The sequence below is a fragment of the Methanobrevibacter sp. genome (assembly GCF_045220775.1).
GTDB lineage: Archaea > Methanobacteriota > Methanobacteria > Methanobacteriales > Methanobacteriaceae > Methanocatella.
On record NZ_JBGUWC010000168.1, the window covers coordinates 1 to 16,443 of the forward strand.

A 16,443-nucleotide genomic window follows, 5' to 3' on the forward strand; every position below is an offset into this window, starting at 1 on the left:
CTACTCCATTACTGGTGTAGGAACCGTACCTGTAGGAAGAGTTGAAACTGGTGTAATGAAAAAAGGTGAAAACGTTATCTTTGAACCAGCTGGAGCTTCCGGAGAAGTAAAATCTATCGAAATGCACCACGAAGTATTTGAAATGGCTGAACCTGGTGACAACATCGGATTCAACGTAAGAGGTGTAGGTAAAAACGATATCAGAAGAGGAGACGTAGCTGGACACACTACTGACGCTCCTACCGTAGCTAAAGAATTTACCGCACAAGTTGTTGTATTACAACACCCTGGTGTAATTACCGTTGGATACACTCCTGTATTCCACTGTCACACTTCACAAACCGCATGTACTTTCTTAGAATTAACTTCTAAATTAGACCCTGCTACTGGTCAACCACAAGCTGACAAACCTGACTTCATCAGAACTGGTGACGCAGCTATCGTACAAATCAAACCTACCAAACCAATGGTTATGGAAGAAGCTAAAAACATTCCACCTATGGGTAGATTTGCTATCAGAGATATGGGTCAAACTGTTGCTGCAGGTTTATGTCTTAAAGTTACCCCAGCAAAATAAGTTTGTAAACAATAACTAGAAAGTATATTCTTATACTTTCTTTTCTTTGTTTTTTTGGAGGATAATATAAATGAATCAAGCAAGAATTAAGCTTACCGGAACTGACCCAGAAAAATTAGCATACGTATGTGATCAACTTAAAAAAATTGCTGAAAGAACTGGTGTTGACTTGTCTGGTCCTATCCCATTACCTACTAAAAAATTAGTCGTACCTACAAGAAAATCTCCGGATGGAGAAGGTAAAGCATCCTGGGAAAAATGGGAACTCAGAATTCACAAACGTTTAATCGGTATTGGAGCTGATGAACGTGCAATGAGACAAGTTATGAAAGTCAACGTTCCTGATAATGTAAGTATTGAAATTGAATTAAAAGGATAAATATTTAGATTCCTTTTCTAAATATTCCTTTCATATGCCGAGATAGTCTAGTCTGGTAAGGCGCAGGACTTGAAATCCTGTGAGGTAACCCTCGCCTGGGTTCAAATCCCAGTCTCGGCGTTTTTATAAATCTATTTTTAAAAATAACTTTTTAGTTTGTAGTCTAATTCATCCAAATTAGATACCATATCTTTTTTATCCACTTCTTTTATTTCTGGCCTTTGTATCATGATTACGGCAATGTCTTTTTCATTTGCTGCTTCTATCTTATCAATTACACCGCCGATTTCACCGCTTTCTTTTGTAATCATTACAGATGCATCATACTTTTCAATTAATTCGATGTTTTCGTCTGTGCTTGCCGCACCGGTCATCGGGATGATATGATTCGGATCCACTTTTAGCTCTTCACATTTCTCCAGTGAACTTGGCACCTTTAGAATTCTTGGATAGAACCTTTCAGTCGGAACATATTTCAGGACATCTTCCATGGTGTTGGCTCCTGCAAAATGCAGGATGTTTCCTTCCTTGAATTTGTCGTCTATCAGTTTTCCCGCTTCGATGAATGAATTTACGAAGTGGATGTGTGATATATCAATGTCTTCGAAGTTGGTGGTAGGTCTTTCAAAGCGGATATATGGGATTTTTAACTCTTTTGCAATGGTGGCGCTGGTTTGCGTGATGTGTTCTGCAAAAGGATGTGTCGTATCGATTAAGATGTCAAATTTTCCATCAAGTATCAATTCGGTTATTTCATCTTTTGGAAGGGGGCGAGCTATGGTATCGTCACTGCCGCCTTCACGAGCCAATTTTGCACCATATTCCGTGGTGGTTGTTGTTAGAATATATGCATCATAATTCTTTTTAATAAATTCTATTATGTTTATTGAATCTTTTGTACCGCCTAATAGAAAGATCTTCATTTTATCACTTTATTCATTATTTTTTGAGCCATTAATATTGTTGAAGCCACAATTATAATGATTGCCCAGTCGACAAGGCCGATTGCAGTTGTCCTGAATAGCATTTGTAATTGCGGTATGTATATGATTAGTAATTGAAGTATGAATGACAATATAATTCCTAAATATAGGTATTTGCTGGATTTATCTGAATTGGCCTTTCCATTATATGCATTAAATAGCTGATAGACTACAAATAATGTAAATGCCACGGTCATTGCCTTTTTAGTTGTCGCACCGCTGTAAATTTGCCAGCCGAATACGGCAATGGTTCCAATTGCCATGACTGCACCCAGAATTAGTATTTGAAGAAGAGTATTTTTTGTTAATATGTCTCCAGTTTCAGGCGGACGTTTCATGACATCTTTTTCACCACCCTCCATTCCTAAAGTCTGTGCAGGCGGTCCGTCCATTACAATATTGAGCCATAAAAGCTGTGCAGGATTAAACGGCAGCGGCAGATTTAAAAGTGAAGTTCCTACAATTGTCAGTATCGCTCCGACATTTGTGGAAACCTGGAACTTGACGAATCTTTTAATATTGTCATAAATTTTACGGCCTTCTTCTATAGCTTTTACGATTGTTGAAAAGTCATTGTCCTGCAGAATCATATCTGCTGATTCTTTGGCAACATCGCATCCGTCACCCATTGCAACTCCTATTGATGCCTTTTTAAGTGCAGGGGCATCGTTAACTCCATCACCGGTCATTGCAACAATGTTTCCGAGGTCTTTCAAGGTTTCTACTATCCTCATCTTTTGGGTTGGTTTTACCCTTGCATAAACTTGAATATCTTCTGCAATGGCCAGGTACTCTTCATTGCTTAGCTTTTCAAACTCAGCACCGGTTATTACGCGTCCTGTGGTCAATATTCCAAGATTTTTAGCTATTGCGCGTGCTGTCCTTTCATGGTCTCCGGTAATCATTATCACATCAATTCCAGCTTTGATACAGTCATCGACGGCTTTTTTTGCGTTTTTCTTTGGCGGATCTATCAGTCCAAGTAGTCCTGTAAATGTCAGGTTTTCTTCAGCAATTTCGGTATCATTTATTTTGTATGCAAATCCGATTACCCTCAATGATTTTTCACTCATTTCATCAATTTTTTCCAATATATTTTCCTTGATTTCTTGATTAATTATCTGTATATTTCCATCATCATCTATGTATTTGCATTTATCTAGAACTATTTCTGGCGCACCTTTTGTCAAGACAATATCATTTTCATCGTCCAGTCTATGTATAGTAGTCATCATTTTACGATTGCTGTCAAGAGGGATTTCATCAATCCTTTCTAGTGTTGTTTCATAATCATCTGCAAACTTAAGGATTGCGCCGTCAGTTTGATCTCCGATAACTTCGCCGTCAACAGTGACTGCATTATTACACAATTTTGAAATCAGAAGGGTTTTGTCCTCGTTTGTGTAAAAGCTCTCAACTACGGTCATCTTATTTTCGGTTAGTGTGCCTGTTTTGTCGCTGCAGATTTTAGTGCATGAACCTAATGTCTCTACGGAAAGCAATCTTTTGACAATGGCATTTGATGACGCCATCTCGGACATGCCTAAAGCAAGAGTTAATGTCAAAACGGCAGGTAGTCCTTCGGGAATGGCCGCAACTGCGAGTGAAACTGCAGTCATGAATGTTTCAACAAGAGCAACCCCTTTAGTTAGCTCTAAAATAAAAATGGCTATACAGACAATGATTGCAATTGCAGAAAGCACTTTTCCAAGTTTTGTAACCCTGACCTCGAGCGGTGTCGGTTCATCCTTCTGCTGTATGATTTTTGCAATCTCTCCAATTTGGGTTTTCATTCCGATTTGTTCTACAACGCCCAAAGCCTTGCCTGAAATGATATTGGAGTCCATATAAACTTCATCGGATATCTCTTTGCGGACAGCTTCTGATTCGCCTGTCAGTGATGACTCATCGCAAGTCAGGTTTTTGGCTTCAACCAAAACCAAATCTGCAGGTGATTTGCAGCCTTCTTCAAGAACGACTACATCACCTATTGTCAATGTCTTAGCGTCAACTTCCTTTATTGTGTTGTCCCTTTTAACGATTGCCTTTTTAACCATCAAATCCTTAAGGCTTTCGACTGCGCGCTGTGATCTGTACTCCTGAATGAATCCTAAAACGGTGTTGAGAAAGACTGCAAGCATGATGACTCCCGCATCAATGACATCACCTATCAAAAGCGATGCGACAGCTGCAATTATCAAAAGGGCTATAAGGATATCAATGAATTGGGATAAAAATAATACGATTGCTGGTGTTGGCTTTTCATGTTCGATTTCATTTAAACCATAGATTTCCTGTCTTTTTTGGACTTCAGTTGCTGTAAGCCCCTGTGTTGATGTGTTGTATTTGGATAGCATGTCTTCCATCAAATCACCTTAGGATGTAGAAACTTGCTTTATTGAAATTTTTCAGTTTCATTTTGATTCTTGGAGTATTCAAATCTTCGTTAGTTAATGGTTTAATGATTAATTGCGAACCTGTTTTCTGGGCAAGCTTTACCAGATATGGCTGAAGTTCGCTGGGAGGCCTGATTGAGTAAATGATATCGACATCCTTGTATATGTCCATGTTGGGATTTGTAATGTCATCCTTTATTGTGCCGGCATCATTGGGGTTGATGTCGGTTTTAATAACTGTGATGTTGTCTTTTTCATCCAAGCTTTGAGCTATCCTGTCAAACTTTCCGACGCCTATTTCGGCTATTTTGACAGTATCTTCGCCAACTTCATTCAAGATGTAATCCGTGAAATCTTGCCACATTGTTTTCCTCAAATTAATATTATCATACAAACTATTAAATACATTGCTTTTAATATTTAATTTTGTCATGATAATTAGAAAGTTTGTTCCAAATGATTTAAAAAGAGTTTTTGAAATAGAAAACATGTCGTTCAGTCAATCTTATGGAATAAACATGTTTCAACAGTTATATGAAATGGGAATCGGTTTTTTGGTGGCTGAAGAAGAAGGTTATGTAATCGGTTATGTCATGTTTTGGATAAAATATGAAAACCAGGGCCACATTATCTCCATAGCTGTTGACAAGAATTACAGGCGCAGGGGTGCTGGAACACAATTGCTTGTAAAGGCCATTTCCATATTGTCCCTACTCCATCTTGATGCGATTTATTTGGAGGTAAATGAGAATAACACGGCCGCCGTTGAGTTTTATAAAAACTTCAGTTTTAAAATAGATAGGGTTGTTCCGGGGTATTACGAAAACGGCGACGGCGCAATAATAATGTACATACCTTTAAGGCATGGTAAAGTTACCAAGGATTAATTGCTGATAATTTGCAAATGCATCAGCAGGAATATTTCCGGTTGCATATAGGATTGCAATTAAAGCGATATAAAATCCGAAGATGGCCAATTGGATTATTCCATGTTTTCTCACATTTGGATCTTTTCTTGTAATAAGGTAAATTGCAATAATCAATCCTAAAAGGCCTCCCAATATTGAAAACAGATAACCGAAGATGATTAGCCATTTGGTCTTTCCGTCATATTGTAAGCTGCCCGGGCCGGCCGATATGGTTTTTTTGATTATGATTGGGTTTAAAGAAGTATTGTCTTTTTCAAATTGGCTTTTGAAAAGCAATGGAGTTCCACATTTAACGCAGAAATCCGCTTCATCTGGATTTGGATATCCGCATAATGGGCAGAAATGCTCTCCTGTTTTAACTTTTGGAAATTCCCATCCGCATTTTATACAAAAACCGTATATGTCATCGCCTGTTGACCCACATTGTGGGCATCTTCTTAAAACCATACTATCACTTATTTAATTAATTTAATAATAATAGGTTTATAAACTTTTGTCTTAATAGTATATTTAGTGATTATAAACTTCAGATTTCAAAAGCGGTTTATTGATATATATGATTGAAAAAATTGAGATTACGCAGAGATTTAATTTTAAACGCCTTAACAGGCATTATGAATGTTTCACTATTGATTTTACAAATAACAGTTCATATTACAAAATTTCTGAGCGGGGAAGCGGCGATAAATTTTTAACCGAAAGCAGTCTTTGTGATGATTCATGGATTGATGTTCTGGTTGACTTAAGGCGTAAGATGACCAGTGAAATTCGAACATTCGATTTTGAAAAGGCAGATGAATTTTTGAACGCCTTCAATGAATTGAAGCTGTTTGAAGACTTTGAAAGCGAAGAGTTTTCATACTTCGAAAAGCTTGAGCTGATTTATTCATGCAATGTAATTATATATTCAACCGATAATTTTGAAGAATACAGCTTTAAAACCAATTTCCCGAAAAATTGGGTCGAATTCGGCAAACTGTTGTTTGATTTGGTAGGCTTTGATGTGCTCCATTTGAATTATCAAAGGCAAATTGTAACTCCATTATTCTTTGACATTGAAAAGGATGGAGTTTATCTTGATGGTGAAAGGTTAAACCTTAAGACCATTGAATTTGGGCATTATCAGACTTATCCTTATGACATTCCAAAGCCTCGTTTGATTGTAAACTTTAAAGAGAAAAGAATCGACGGTTATGTTGATAAGGACTTGTCTGAAAGCGAATGTAATCTGATTTTAAGCCTATTGGAAAAATATCATGTATATTCATGGATTTTTGATGAGTATCACAACAAGTCAAATGCGCGCGATCCCGATGATTTGGAAGGATATGACTGGTATCTGGAATTGGTTTTTGAAGATAATGTGATTTGGCATCTGTTCGGGTATAACGAGTATCCGGATACCTATGTTCATTTGGCCCGTGAAGTTGAAGAAATAACAGGCATGGATTTACTTGAAATCAATACAATTTCCAGTAATGATATTGAATTATTTGAAAAGTTTGGCTCTTTGCTCCTGCTCTGATTTCAGATAGTTGTCCAACAGTTCAAATATCTCCTCTTTGGTGTTCATTTTAAATAGCAGCGGCTTTATGTCTCCAGCTCCATATAACCTTTTTAGATAATAGGCAGTATGTGTTCTCATTCTGGATAATGCCACCTTATGCGGTTTGGTTTGCTCAAGCAGATTGGCATGTATCTTTGCCATGGTAATCTTTTCCTCAATGGTGACTTTTTCAGGTTCCTTTTGGCAGTCCAGGTATTCTATGCACTGCTTTATGAGCCAAGGGTTTCCAAGTGTTGCCCGCCCGATCATGATTGCATCGCAACCTGTCTCGTCAATCATTCGCTTGGCATCATAACATGTCCTGATGTCCCCGTTTCCGATTACCGGGATTTCCACCGCATCCTTGACGTCCCTGATTATTGACCAGTCTGCGGCAACGTCATATCTTTGATGCCTTGTGCGCGGATGAACGGTAATGGCTGAAGCTCCCGCATCTTCAACGATTTTTGCAATTTCAACTGCATTGATATGCTTTTCATCCCAACCGCTTCTGATTTTAACAGTAACAGGTATCGGAACCGTGTCAACAACACACTCAACAATTTTACCTGCCTTTTCAGGATCTTTTAGAAGGGCGCTGCCGGCCTTTGATTTTATGGCCACCTTCTTGACGGGACACCCCATGTTAATGTCGATAATGTCAGGGTTCATGTTTTCATAAATGTATCTTGAAGCTATTTTGAACGATTTCTCTTCACAGCCGAAAATCTGCTGCGCTATCGGTCGCTCTGACTCGTCCATGACCAGCATCTCCTGGGTCTTGTAGTTTTCATACATGATTCCTTTATCAGAAACCATTTCCGTTTCAATAAGTCCGCAGCCCATTGATTTTATGATGCTTCTGAATGCAGTGTCACATATTCCGGCCATCGGCGCCAGGACAACCTGATTTTCAATTTCGACATTACCGATTTTCCATTTCATTACACAATTATTTCTTTTAATTGATTATTATGTTTTTTGTTAAAATTCGATTAATTATGCTATTTTTTCATTAATTATTTATATTTAAAAGAAGATATTTATTACTATTATACTGATTTAATTATTATAAGGGATAACATGGCAGAAGTATCATCAAAAGAATTATATGAATTTAAGAAGACATTAAAAGAATTGGCACAAAAAAGAGGCAGAGGTACTGAGCTTGTTTCCGTTTACATTCCACCAACCAAACAATTGAGTGATGTTGGTAAGCACATGCGTGATGAAATGGGGCAGAGCGCTAACATCAAGAGTAAACAAACAAGAAAAAATGTACAGTCCGCCATTGCGGTTATTTTGGAAACTATCAAATTATACAAGCAGCCTCCAGAAAACGGTTTGGTCATTTTTGTGGGAATGATTCCGAAAGGCGGTCCGGGTACTGAAAAGATGGAAAAATATGTTATAGAACCGCCTGAACCGGTTACAACCTATTGGTATAAATGTAATAACGAATTTTTCGTTGAACCTTTGGAGTTCATGATTGAAGAGCGTGACGTATATGGTGTTGCAGTTATCGACAGGAATGAAGCAACATACGCTACTTTGAAAGGTAAAAAGGAAACTATCCTTGGGCATTTGACCAGTGGTGTTCCTGGCAAGCACAAGGCAGGGGGTCAGTCCCAAAGAAGGTTTGACCGTGTAATTGAAGATCTTGCTCACCAGTTCCTGAAACGTATCGGAGACCATATGAACGAAGCGTTCCTGCCTTTAAAGGATGATTTGAAAGGAATTATCCTAGGAGGTCCGGGATTCACCAAAAAAGATTTCTATGAAGGGGATTATCTTCAATATGAGCTTAAGGACAAGATCATAAGTATAGTCGATACTTCCTATACCGGTGAAGAGGGCATTCGTGAAGTCATTGCAAGGGCTGCTGACGATTTGGAAAACCTCGATGTAATGCATGAGAAAAAGTTGGTTCAGAGGTTTATTCAAGAGTTGAGGAAAGATAAGGGATTATGTTCCTATGGTGAAAAGCAAGTCAGGAATAACCTGATTGTCGGTGCTGTAGATACCTTGCTTTTGTCTGAAGATCTGACAAGCATGCGCAAGACATTCACCTGTTCCAATTGCGGTTATCAAAAAGACATTACCGTCAAGACACAGGCTGAAGCGGACAATCTTGAGGAAAAATGCCCTGAATGTAATGATATACTAAAAGAAACAGATTCCATGGATTTGGCTGATGAGTTTGTTGAACTTGCTGAAGAAATGAACACTGATGTTGAATTCATTTCCACTGAAACCGAAGAAGGAAACCAGATTTACCGTGCATTCGGTGGAATTGCGGCAATCTTAAGATATTATGTAGATTACTAATTATAGTGATTTGGAGCCTTATCCAAATTTTCTATAATATTATTTCTCTTTTTTTGCTTTTTTGTATAGTAATGATTCAATCCCTCTTCTTGGCGAATGTGGTTAATCAATTGAAAAAACAAGTGTTTATTGACATTGTTTTCTTTGTTAAGTTCTACATATAATGAGTATAGGCTTCTATTTTTGCTCAGATAGCTATTCTTTAAATTTTCATATTGCCTTTTGGTAATTCTATTCATCAATTCCAACCTTAATTTTGTTATTTTGTATATTGAATTTTAAAATTCAGTATACATTAATAGTTACTTTATTAATTATAGTATATAAGAAGATATGCTTTTTTAAAATGTATATGATTTTGTTTAAAATTTATTGGGGGATTGTTGAGTATGTTCGGATTTTCTAGGTAAACGGGGGTCATTTCTAGACAATTGGGTTTTGATTTTTCGGTGGCAATCATTTTCCGACTTTGTACATTTTTAATAATTTTAATTATACATTTTAGATTAATATCTGAAAAGAAATATTTAATTTGATAAGTTTTATTGAATATTTTATAATTTGTTTAAGATAAATCCAATTTTATTTGAATAATATTCGGAATATTTTATTAAAAATTGAAAAATATTTAAATATAAGAAGTTTCAAAAATTATATTGTATTGTTAATAATTCTCACAGAAGTTGGAATTTAATGATATTAAAAATAATCTAAATTTATAATTTGGAGGAATATTTTTGTCATACGTAGATGATGTAATAGAAACTATTATTGAACAAAACCCTTCCGAACCGGAATTCCACCAAGCTGTACGCGAAGTATTGGAATCCTTAAGGGTTGTAATTGAAGAAAACGAAGAAGAATACAGAAAAAATGCACTTCTTGAAAGGTTAACCAATCCGGAAAGACAAATCAAATTCCGTGTCCCATGGATAGACGACAACGGACAGGTACAAGTAAACACCGGATACCGTGTACAATTCAACAGTGCAATCGGACCTTACAAAGGCGGATTACGTTTCCACCCATCTGTAAACGTAGGTATTATTAAATTCTTAGGTTTCGAACAAATTTTCAAAAACTCCTTGACCGGCCTTCCAATCGGTGGAGGTAAAGGTGGATCTGACTTTGATCCTAAAGGAAAATCCGACAGAGAAATCATGAAATTCTGTCAATCTTTCATGACCGAATTATGCAAATACATCGGAGCTGATACTGATGTGCCTGCAGGAGATATCGGTGTAGGCGGTCGCGAAATCGGTTACTTGTTCGGCCAATACAAAAGAATCAGAGGATTATACGAAGGTGTATTAACTGGTAAAGGATTATCCTTCGGTGGATCTCTCGCAAGAACTGAAGCTACTGGATACGGATTATTATACTTCACAAACGCTATGTTAAAAGCAAACGATGTTGATATTGCAGGAAAAACCATTGCAGTATCCGGTGCAGGTAACGTAGCTATTTATGCAATCGAAAAAGCTCAACAATTAGGCGGTAAACCTGTTACCTGTTCCGATTCAACCGGTTGGATTTACGACCCAGAAGGAATCGACGTTGAGTTATTAAAAGAAATCAAAGAAGTAAGAAGAGAAAGATTAACTGCATATGCTGAAGCAAGAGAAAGCGCTGAATACCACGAAGGAAAAGGCGTATGGACAGTTAAATGTGACATCGCTCTTCCATGTGCTACCCAAAACGAATTGCAATTAGAAGATGCAAAAACCTTAGTGGAAAATGGAGTAATCGCTGTTGCTGAAGGTGCAAACATGCCAACCACCATCGAAGCAACCGAATACTTGCAAGAAAATGGAGTATTATTCTCCCCAGGTAAAGCATCAAACGCTGGTGGTGTAGCAACTTCTGCATTAGAAATGTCTCAAAACTCAGAAAGGTTATCCTGGACATTTGAAGAAGTTGATTCCAGATTACAAACCATCATGGAAACCATCTTTGAAAATGTTGCAGATGCTGCTGAGGAATATGGCCTCGACAAAAACTATGTTGCAGGAGCAAACATTGCAGGATTCAAGAAAGTTGTTGACGCTATGAACGCACAAGGAATCGTATAGATTTCCTTGTTTCTTTTTTTCTTTTTTTAGTTATTTAAGTTTTATATAGATTATAAATAATTTTTAGTTTTATAAACATGAAATTAACTTATTTTAAATTGATTTAGTTCTTTTTAAGTATTTTAATTAAATTAATTTTTTTACTTCTTGTAGTGTGGTTTTTGTAGGTTTACCGTGTTTTTTCATATCTGTGATTTTACACTCTGTCGCACTTCACAAGTTAATATGTGCTATATTTTACTAAGGTAATATTAAATAGGTTTCATATTCAATTGAAATTAGTTAAATATTTTAAATTATTAAATTGAGACTAGTTTTCTTTTGAAATGTAAAATAAAGTAAATGAAGGCAGTTATGGATATTGAATATATTAAAGACAATTATAAATTTGAAACATTAACAGAAAAACACGATTTAAGTAATTTTGAATGCGACTCTGATGATTTAAATGATTTTATTAAAAATGATGCATTAATCCAACAAAATGATAAAATAAATATCACTAAACTAATCACTTGTGATGATGAGATAATTGGGTTTGTATCATTGCTGACTGATACCATTCCTTTAAAAAATATTCGTGATGAAAATATCCGGTTAAAACTAAAACCTCATTACAATGAAAATATTGAAAAGGTTCCCAAAAAGAAACCATTGCCTGCAATAAAAATAGGAAGATTTGCAATCGATAAAAAATATACAAATAATGGCTTAGGTTCACATATCCTCAGAAATGTCATAAACTCCATTAGGAAATTATCTGAAAATGATGTAGGATTAAGGTTTATCATTGTTGAAGGTTATGCAAGCGCATATAATTTTTATGCTGTTCATAATCACTTTTCAAACTTAAAAAAAGATGATGAATTAATTAAAGAGAAGTTAGAAATGATTATTAAACAGAATCCTGAACAAACTTTCTATTTGTATCTTGATCTCAAGAAAAGTTAAAATAAGACTATTCTTTGAGATTCACATTTTTTTCTAAATTCACGGTCTTCTCTGCTAGGAGGTTCATTCATTTTTCTTAAAAAATCCCTAGCTTCTTTGCCGTATAATGTTGGAGTTTCACCAATAGGTTTTGCCATATGCATTCACCTCAGCAATATTTTTAATATTTAATTGTATTTTATCATTTAAATAGTTTACATCTCTCATTTATTGGCAAATAATTATTTTTTTTTAAGATTATACAAATATTTATATAATATGGTTTTTTCAAAGCAATTTTACGTGATAAAAGCAATTTTTAAGGTTTAATGGGAATTTTTTAACATACTTTGTTTTTAAAAGTAGGGTGGTTTCACTCAGTTCCCGCACACGGAATCGTATAGATTTCATTGTTTCTTTTTTCTTTTTTTAGATTATTTGAATTTTATTTTATTATAAACTATTAATTGATTTAATTTTCTACTCTTTGTAGATTTTGCCTATTCCATAGTTTTTATATTGTTATTTTTCAAAATATGTTGCTTTTACTATGTTAAATTATTTTAAACTAATAATATTGCTTTTATTTAAAACAAAAAGTATATTTAACTTTTAGTTTAATATATTGCTTATTGAGTTATCTTTAATTGATTATCAGATGCTTCTTATCAGGTAATGTTAGGGAAAATTATATATGGTATACTGAGTATACTATATATTGGTGAAATTATATGATGACAAAAACTATTAAAATTTCTGAAAAAACCCATAAATCATTATCTGAACTCGCATCCAAAAATGAAACTTTCAATGATGTTATATATTTCTTAATTAACTATTATTATGAAAATGAAGAATTTTCTGATGAACAAGCGGAAGTTTACAACAAAGATATTGAAAATTTCGAAAATGACACTCTAGAAAATGTATCTGAAGTCACATTAAAAGACTTAGAGAAAAGAATATCAAAATTAGAAAAAGAGCTTAAAAAATGACATATAACCTATTTGAACATGATTGAGTAAAAAAATTCTTCAAAAAACATAAGAAAGACAAAAAGCTACTGTTAAGGATAACTAAAAAATATTATGAAATTTTAGATAATCCTTACAATGCGGAGTTCATTGAGCTAAGTAGTGCAAAATGTCCGAGATGTCAAAGGGCTAGGGTTGGAAGTTATAGAATAATTTTTTATGTCTCTGAAAAGAATAAGAGGATTGAAATAATTGATATTATTAAACGTAAGAGTGATTATAGGTTGTTTTAACATTTTATGGGGGTTATGCCAACTATTTTGTTTATTTTTATTCTTTTTACTTTTTGACTGTGTTTTTGTGCAAAGTCGTACTTCAAATATTTTTATATTTTATTTAATGATATAAATTATTTTTAAAAAAATAAAGATTTAAGAGGATTATTCTCTGATGCAGTTATTTAGATAATCCTCAATGTCCTCATCTGACATGTCCGGCCAGTTTTCTTTTATTCCCTGAAGCAAAGTGTCCCAATATGCTGGACTTGGCTCGTTATACTGGCGAAGTTCATTATTGGTTATTGTCTTCACTTCAAAGCCGTCCATTTCTCCAAGGTCGATGATATTTTCATACCATGAGTATCCTTCTTGAGGAGGACGTCCGCCGTTTTCCTGGGATGAAACATGGCTGAATTGGTCTTTTGTTATAAGATAAGCCACTCCAAGCGCTTTTCCCTTTCTGGTTGTGTCAAGGAATGAAACGCCGCAGCCATCCCATGAACCGGAATAGTTTCCGAAGTACATGTCATATGGTATCTCAACAGCTTTCACAGCTGCAGGCGGTGTTGTATCGTCGCAAGGCTGGCGGTATCTGCTGCCTTCAAAAGATCCGCCTTCTATATAGCACATGAATCTTTCCTTCAGCATGTTGCTTCCGTATGAAACATACCATACGTATTCGTCTCCCCATACGGGTATTTTCTTGAGGCCTGAAACATCTCTATTGTAAACATAAACCAATGCTAAGGTGGTTTTTCCTTCACTATCGGTTACTGTTTCGCATTTTTTGAGGTAGAGATGGCCTTCCCCTTCAAGGGCGTCGATTGATGGCATGTCCTCTATTGGGACCTGGTAAAGCTCGCCGATGATTCTGCTGGATCCTGGAGTGATTGCAGGATACCATCCGACATCGTACATGTCATAGCCTTCAATGAAGGATTTGCCAAGGAATGTGCTGTTCTGGAGGTATCCGTGATTGCCCTCTCCTCTCATGAGTGTTCCATAGACGAACACTTTCCTTTGAGAAAAGTATTTGTTGATGGCTTTGATGTCGTCCTCATAGCTTTCGCCCCATGGTCCGAAGAAGTCTCCTTTGGATTCCATTTCCTGGAATTTGCAGATGATGTTTTTAATCATCTCGCTGAATTCTGGGCAAAGGTCAGGATAAATGTCTATGAATTCCTTGAGTCCGGCTTTCATGAATATGTTCAGGGCTTCGATTTGGCCTTTAAATGCTTCAAATCCGTGTCCGCGCAAGTTTTTGGCACAGGACATCTTAAGCCCATTCTTAAGTGCTGATGTTTCCTCCAAGGCAAATGAGGATGAATCTGTCAGGTATGCCTTCATCAGGGTTGCAGTGCAGATGTATGTAGGCAAGTAGCAGAAGTCAACTCTTGCATCGCTTGGAATCTTATATGAATCGAAAAGCTTGAAGCTTCCGTCATCATCCTGGAAATCAAGGAGGATGCTTAAGTTCTTTTTCCACTCTTTGTCATTTGGTTTTGCGTCTTCATTGAAGAATGCATCCAAATCGCAGAGCATTTTGTCAAGTTCGTCAAATTTAGGTTCATTGTGTTTTTGTTTTTTGAGTTTTAAAATTTTCATGGTGTGGTTCTCCTATAAATTTATTTGAAAAAAAAGCTGTAATAAAATTAGAGCTTGTTCTAAAAACTTTAGGTGTGTTGTTCTTAGAACATTAACTATATTTTCTTCATAGTATATATAGTTTTTGGTTAGGATGGAAATTTAGATTTTTTCCTGATTTTATCAGTTCCAACAATAATCTTATAGGTATATATAATTTGAAAAATATAGAATTATTGGGTTGTTGGAATTATATTCCAGCGAACATTTATTCTTAGGAGCGCAAAAAATGAGATGTGTTGGTACTGTAGTGCGTGGTATAAGGACACCTATTATTAAGGAAAACGATGATTTGGCCACCATAGTTGTAGATTCATTAATCCAAGCACAGGAAAGCGAAGGATTCGAATTCAGAGATAAAGATATTGTTGCAATTACCGAAGCGGTCGTAGGTATTTCAGAAGGAAACTACGTAACCGTAGATGATGTCGCACAGGATGTGCAAAACAAATTCCCATCCAAAAACATTGGAGTGACAAATCCAATTTTAAGCAGAAACAGATTCTCCATTATTCTAAAAGGTATTGCAAGGGGAATGGACAAGATTACCCTTCTGACATCTTTCCCGGCAGATGAAGTGGGAAACGGCATTTTGGATGAGGATATTCTAGAGGAAAGCGAATATAATTTGGGAAGTGTCATATCCGAAGATGAGTACAAGGAAACTTTCGGTTCATGGAAACACCCATTCACCGGAATCAACATGATTGACTTTTACAGGGAATTGATTGAAAGTGAAGACTGTGAAGTAGAATTTGTCTTTTCTAACGATGTAAAGACAATCCTTGATTATAACACTGATGTTTTGACCTGTGATATCCATACAAGAGAAAAAACCACAAAATTGCTTAAGGAGCATGGAGCAAATGTATACGGACTCCACCAAATCTTGGTTGAGCCTATCGGAGACTCCGGCTGCAACCCGGATTACGGATTGCTCGGTTCCAACAAGGCAACTGAAGAAAGGTTGAAGCTGTTCCCAAAAACTGGCGACGCTTTAGTCAACGAGGTACAGAAAAGGTTGATTGAGCTTACCGGCAAACAGATTGAAGTGATGGTTTACGGTGACGGGGCATTTAAAGATCCTGTCGGAAAAATTTGGGAATTGGCAGACCCTGTCGTTTCACCAGCACATACAAGCGGATTAATCGGATATCCGAATGAAATAAAATTGAAATATGTTTCTGATAATAAGTTCGCTCATTTAAAAGGCGAAGAATTAAAAGAAGCCATCAAAGAAGAAATCAAACAAAAAGATGAAGATTTAACCGGACAAATGATTACCGAAGGAACAACTCCAAGAGTATTGACTGACTTGATCGGTTCATTATGTGACTTGACCAGCGGTTCCGGAGATAAGGGAACACCAGTCATATTCATCCAAGGATACTTCGATAATTTGGCAAA

Annotated in this window: 17 protein-coding genes, 1 tRNA gene and 1 pseudogene; 11 read left to right on the forward strand and 8 right to left on the reverse strand. The window is 36.0% G+C overall.

Annotated features, from left to right (window positions below):
* The 3 genes from ACJROP_RS10885 to ACJROP_RS10895 form a co-directional block, all read left to right on the forward strand.
* Positions 1 to 577: elongation factor 1-alpha C-terminal domain-related protein (locus ACJROP_RS10885; RefSeq protein ID WP_406535493.1), on the forward strand; the 577-nt coding region annotated here is incomplete at its 5' end.
* Positions 578 to 647: 70 nt separating this feature from the next.
* Positions 648 to 956, forward strand: a complete 309-nt coding sequence (gene rpsJ, locus ACJROP_RS10890) for a 30S ribosomal protein S10 (RefSeq protein WP_042691424.1) — start codon at positions 648 to 650, stop codon at positions 954 to 956.
* A gap of 36 nt (positions 957 to 992) precedes the next feature.
* Positions 993 to 1,076, forward strand: a tRNA-Ser gene (locus ACJROP_RS10895).
* 17 nt (positions 1,077 to 1,093) lie between these two features.
* On the opposite strand, the gene cobK is transcribed toward ACJROP_RS10895, so the two are convergent.
* The 3 genes from cobK to ACJROP_RS10910 are packed head-to-tail and all read right to left on the reverse strand — an operon-like array spanning position 1,094 to position 4,699.
* Positions 1,094 to 1,879 (reverse strand): precorrin-6A reductase, encoded by a 786-nt coding sequence (gene cobK / locus ACJROP_RS10900; RefSeq protein WP_406535494.1) that lies wholly within the window; start codon positions 1,877 to 1,879, stop codon positions 1,094 to 1,096.
* On the reverse strand, positions 1,876 to 4,305 hold the full coding sequence (locus ACJROP_RS10905) for a cation-translocating P-type ATPase (protein WP_406535495.1): 2,430 nt from the start codon (positions 4,303 to 4,305) through the stop codon (positions 1,876 to 1,878). Before ACJROP_RS10905 ends, cobK begins: the two co-directional genes overlap by 4 nt.
* A gap of 4 nt (positions 4,306 to 4,309) precedes the next feature.
* Entirely contained in the window at positions 4,310 to 4,699 is a 390-nt protein-coding gene (locus ACJROP_RS10910) for a UPF0146 family protein (protein ID WP_406535496.1), read from the reverse strand.
* Positions 4,700 to 4,766: 67 nt separating this feature from the next.
* Between ACJROP_RS10910 and rimI the strand changes: the two genes are divergently transcribed.
* Positions 4,767 to 5,222: a ribosomal protein S18-alanine N-acetyltransferase gene (gene rimI / locus ACJROP_RS10915; RefSeq protein WP_406535497.1), complete on the forward strand. Its 456-nt coding sequence runs from the start codon at positions 4,767 to 4,769 to the stop codon at positions 5,220 to 5,222.
* Here the strand turns inward: rimI and ACJROP_RS10920 are convergent.
* Positions 5,193 to 5,711, reverse strand: a complete 519-nt coding sequence (locus tag ACJROP_RS10920; protein ID WP_406535498.1) for a zinc-ribbon domain-containing protein — start codon at positions 5,709 to 5,711, stop codon at positions 5,193 to 5,195. The two genes, rimI and ACJROP_RS10920, sit on opposite strands and share 30 nt — an antisense overlap.
* A gap of 109 nt (positions 5,712 to 5,820) precedes the next feature.
* On the opposite strand from ACJROP_RS10920, the gene ACJROP_RS10925 reads away from it, so the two are divergent.
* Positions 5,821 to 6,789: a hypothetical protein gene (locus tag ACJROP_RS10925; protein ID WP_406535499.1), complete on the forward strand. Its 969-nt coding sequence runs from the start codon at positions 5,821 to 5,823 to the stop codon at positions 6,787 to 6,789.
* On the opposite strand, the gene dusB is transcribed toward ACJROP_RS10925, so the two are convergent.
* A complete protein-coding gene (gene dusB, locus ACJROP_RS10930; RefSeq protein ID WP_406535500.1) occupies positions 6,754 to 7,755 on the reverse strand; it encodes a tRNA dihydrouridine synthase DusB in 1,002 nt (333 codons plus the stop codon). The two genes, ACJROP_RS10925 and dusB, sit on opposite strands and share 36 nt — an antisense overlap.
* 138 nt (positions 7,756 to 7,893) lie before the next feature.
* Here dusB and prf1 point away from each other — a divergent pair, with 138 nt between their 5' ends.
* Positions 7,894 to 9,138 carry a peptide chain release factor aRF-1 gene (gene prf1 / locus ACJROP_RS10935; protein ID WP_406535501.1) on the forward strand — a complete coding sequence of 415 codons (1,245 nt, stop codon included), beginning with the start codon at positions 7,894 to 7,896 and terminating at the stop codon, positions 9,136 to 9,138.
* On the opposite strand, the gene ACJROP_RS10940 is transcribed toward prf1, so the two are convergent.
* Positions 9,135 to 9,377, reverse strand: a complete 243-nt coding sequence (locus ACJROP_RS10940) for a hypothetical protein (RefSeq protein ID WP_406535502.1) — start codon at positions 9,375 to 9,377, stop codon at positions 9,135 to 9,137. The two genes, prf1 and ACJROP_RS10940, sit on opposite strands and share 4 nt — an antisense overlap.
* 498 nt (positions 9,378 to 9,875) lie before the next feature.
* Between ACJROP_RS10940 and gdhA the strand changes: the two genes are divergently transcribed.
* Positions 9,876 to 11,210 (forward strand): NADP-specific glutamate dehydrogenase, encoded by a 1,335-nt coding sequence (gdhA, locus tag ACJROP_RS10945; protein WP_406535503.1) that lies wholly within the window; start codon positions 9,876 to 9,878, stop codon positions 11,208 to 11,210.
* Positions 11,211 to 11,564: 354 nt separating this feature from the next.
* Complete coding sequence (locus tag ACJROP_RS10950; protein ID WP_406535504.1) at positions 11,565 to 12,161, forward strand: N-acetyltransferase; 597 nt, start codon at positions 11,565 to 11,567, stop codon at positions 12,159 to 12,161.
* On the opposite strand, the gene ACJROP_RS10955 is transcribed toward ACJROP_RS10950, so the two are convergent.
* Positions 12,158 to 12,298: a hypothetical protein gene (locus tag ACJROP_RS10955; protein ID WP_292783246.1), complete on the reverse strand. Its 141-nt coding sequence runs from the start codon at positions 12,296 to 12,298 to the stop codon at positions 12,158 to 12,160. The two genes, ACJROP_RS10950 and ACJROP_RS10955, sit on opposite strands and share 4 nt — an antisense overlap.
* 573 nt (positions 12,299 to 12,871) lie before the next feature.
* Here ACJROP_RS10955 and ACJROP_RS10960 point away from each other — a divergent pair.
* Positions 12,872 to 13,135, forward strand: coding sequence for a hypothetical protein (locus ACJROP_RS10960; protein WP_406535505.1), 264 nt, complete (start codon positions 12,872 to 12,874; stop codon positions 13,133 to 13,135).
* Between the two features lie 47 nt (positions 13,136 to 13,182).
* Positions 13,183 to 13,407 (forward strand): annotated as a pseudogene (locus ACJROP_RS10965) (type II toxin-antitoxin system RelE/ParE family toxin); the annotation flags it as partial.
* 147 nt (positions 13,408 to 13,554) lie between these two features.
* Here ACJROP_RS10965 and ACJROP_RS10970 read toward each other — a convergent pair.
* Positions 13,555 to 14,997, reverse strand: coding sequence for a gamma-glutamylcyclotransferase (locus ACJROP_RS10970; RefSeq protein WP_406535506.1), 1,443 nt, complete (start codon positions 14,995 to 14,997; stop codon positions 13,555 to 13,557).
* Positions 14,998 to 15,265: 268 nt separating this feature from the next.
* On the opposite strand from ACJROP_RS10970, the gene ACJROP_RS10975 reads away from it, so the two are divergent.
* On the forward strand, positions 15,266 to 16,443 hold a 1,178-nt coding region (locus ACJROP_RS10975), incomplete at its 3' end, for a coenzyme F420-0:L-glutamate ligase (protein WP_406535507.1).

Excerpts from the sequence above, each read along its gene's own strand:
- rpsJ (WP_042691424.1), top strand. The coding sequence starts at position 648 with ATGAATCAAGCAAGAATTAAGCTTACCGGAACTGACCCAGAAAAATTA.
- cobK (WP_406535494.1), bottom strand. The coding sequence starts at position 1,879 with ATGAAGATCTTTCTATTAGGCGGTACAAAAGATTCAATAAACATAATA.
- ACJROP_RS10905 (WP_406535495.1), bottom strand. The coding sequence starts at position 4,305 with ATGGAAGACATGCTATCCAAATACAACACATCAACACAGGGGCTTACA.
- ACJROP_RS10910 (WP_406535496.1), bottom strand. The coding sequence starts at position 4,699 with ATGTGGCAAGATTTCACGGATTACATCTTGAATGAAGTTGGCGAAGAT.
- rimI (WP_406535497.1), top strand. The coding sequence starts at position 4,767 with ATGATAATTAGAAAGTTTGTTCCAAATGATTTAAAAAGAGTTTTTGAA.
- ACJROP_RS10920 (WP_406535498.1), bottom strand. The coding sequence starts at position 5,711 with ATGGTTTTAAGAAGATGCCCACAATGTGGGTCAACAGGCGATGACATA.
- ACJROP_RS10925 (WP_406535499.1), top strand. The coding sequence starts at position 5,821 with ATGATTGAAAAAATTGAGATTACGCAGAGATTTAATTTTAAACGCCTT.
- dusB (WP_406535500.1), bottom strand. The coding sequence starts at position 7,755 with ATGAAATGGAAAATCGGTAATGTCGAAATTGAAAATCAGGTTGTCCTG.
- prf1 (WP_406535501.1), top strand. The coding sequence starts at position 7,894 with ATGGCAGAAGTATCATCAAAAGAATTATATGAATTTAAGAAGACATTA.
- ACJROP_RS10940 (WP_406535502.1), bottom strand. The coding sequence starts at position 9,377 with ATGAATAGAATTACCAAAAGGCAATATGAAAATTTAAAGAATAGCTAT.
- ACJROP_RS10950 (WP_406535504.1), top strand. The coding sequence starts at position 11,565 with ATGGATATTGAATATATTAAAGACAATTATAAATTTGAAACATTAACA.
- ACJROP_RS10955 (WP_292783246.1), bottom strand. The coding sequence starts at position 12,298 with ATGGCAAAACCTATTGGTGAAACTCCAACATTATACGGCAAAGAAGCT.
- ACJROP_RS10960 (WP_406535505.1), top strand. The coding sequence starts at position 12,872 with ATGATGACAAAAACTATTAAAATTTCTGAAAAAACCCATAAATCATTA.
- ACJROP_RS10970 (WP_406535506.1), bottom strand. The coding sequence starts at position 14,997 with ATGAAAATTTTAAAACTCAAAAAACAAAAACACAATGAACCTAAATTT.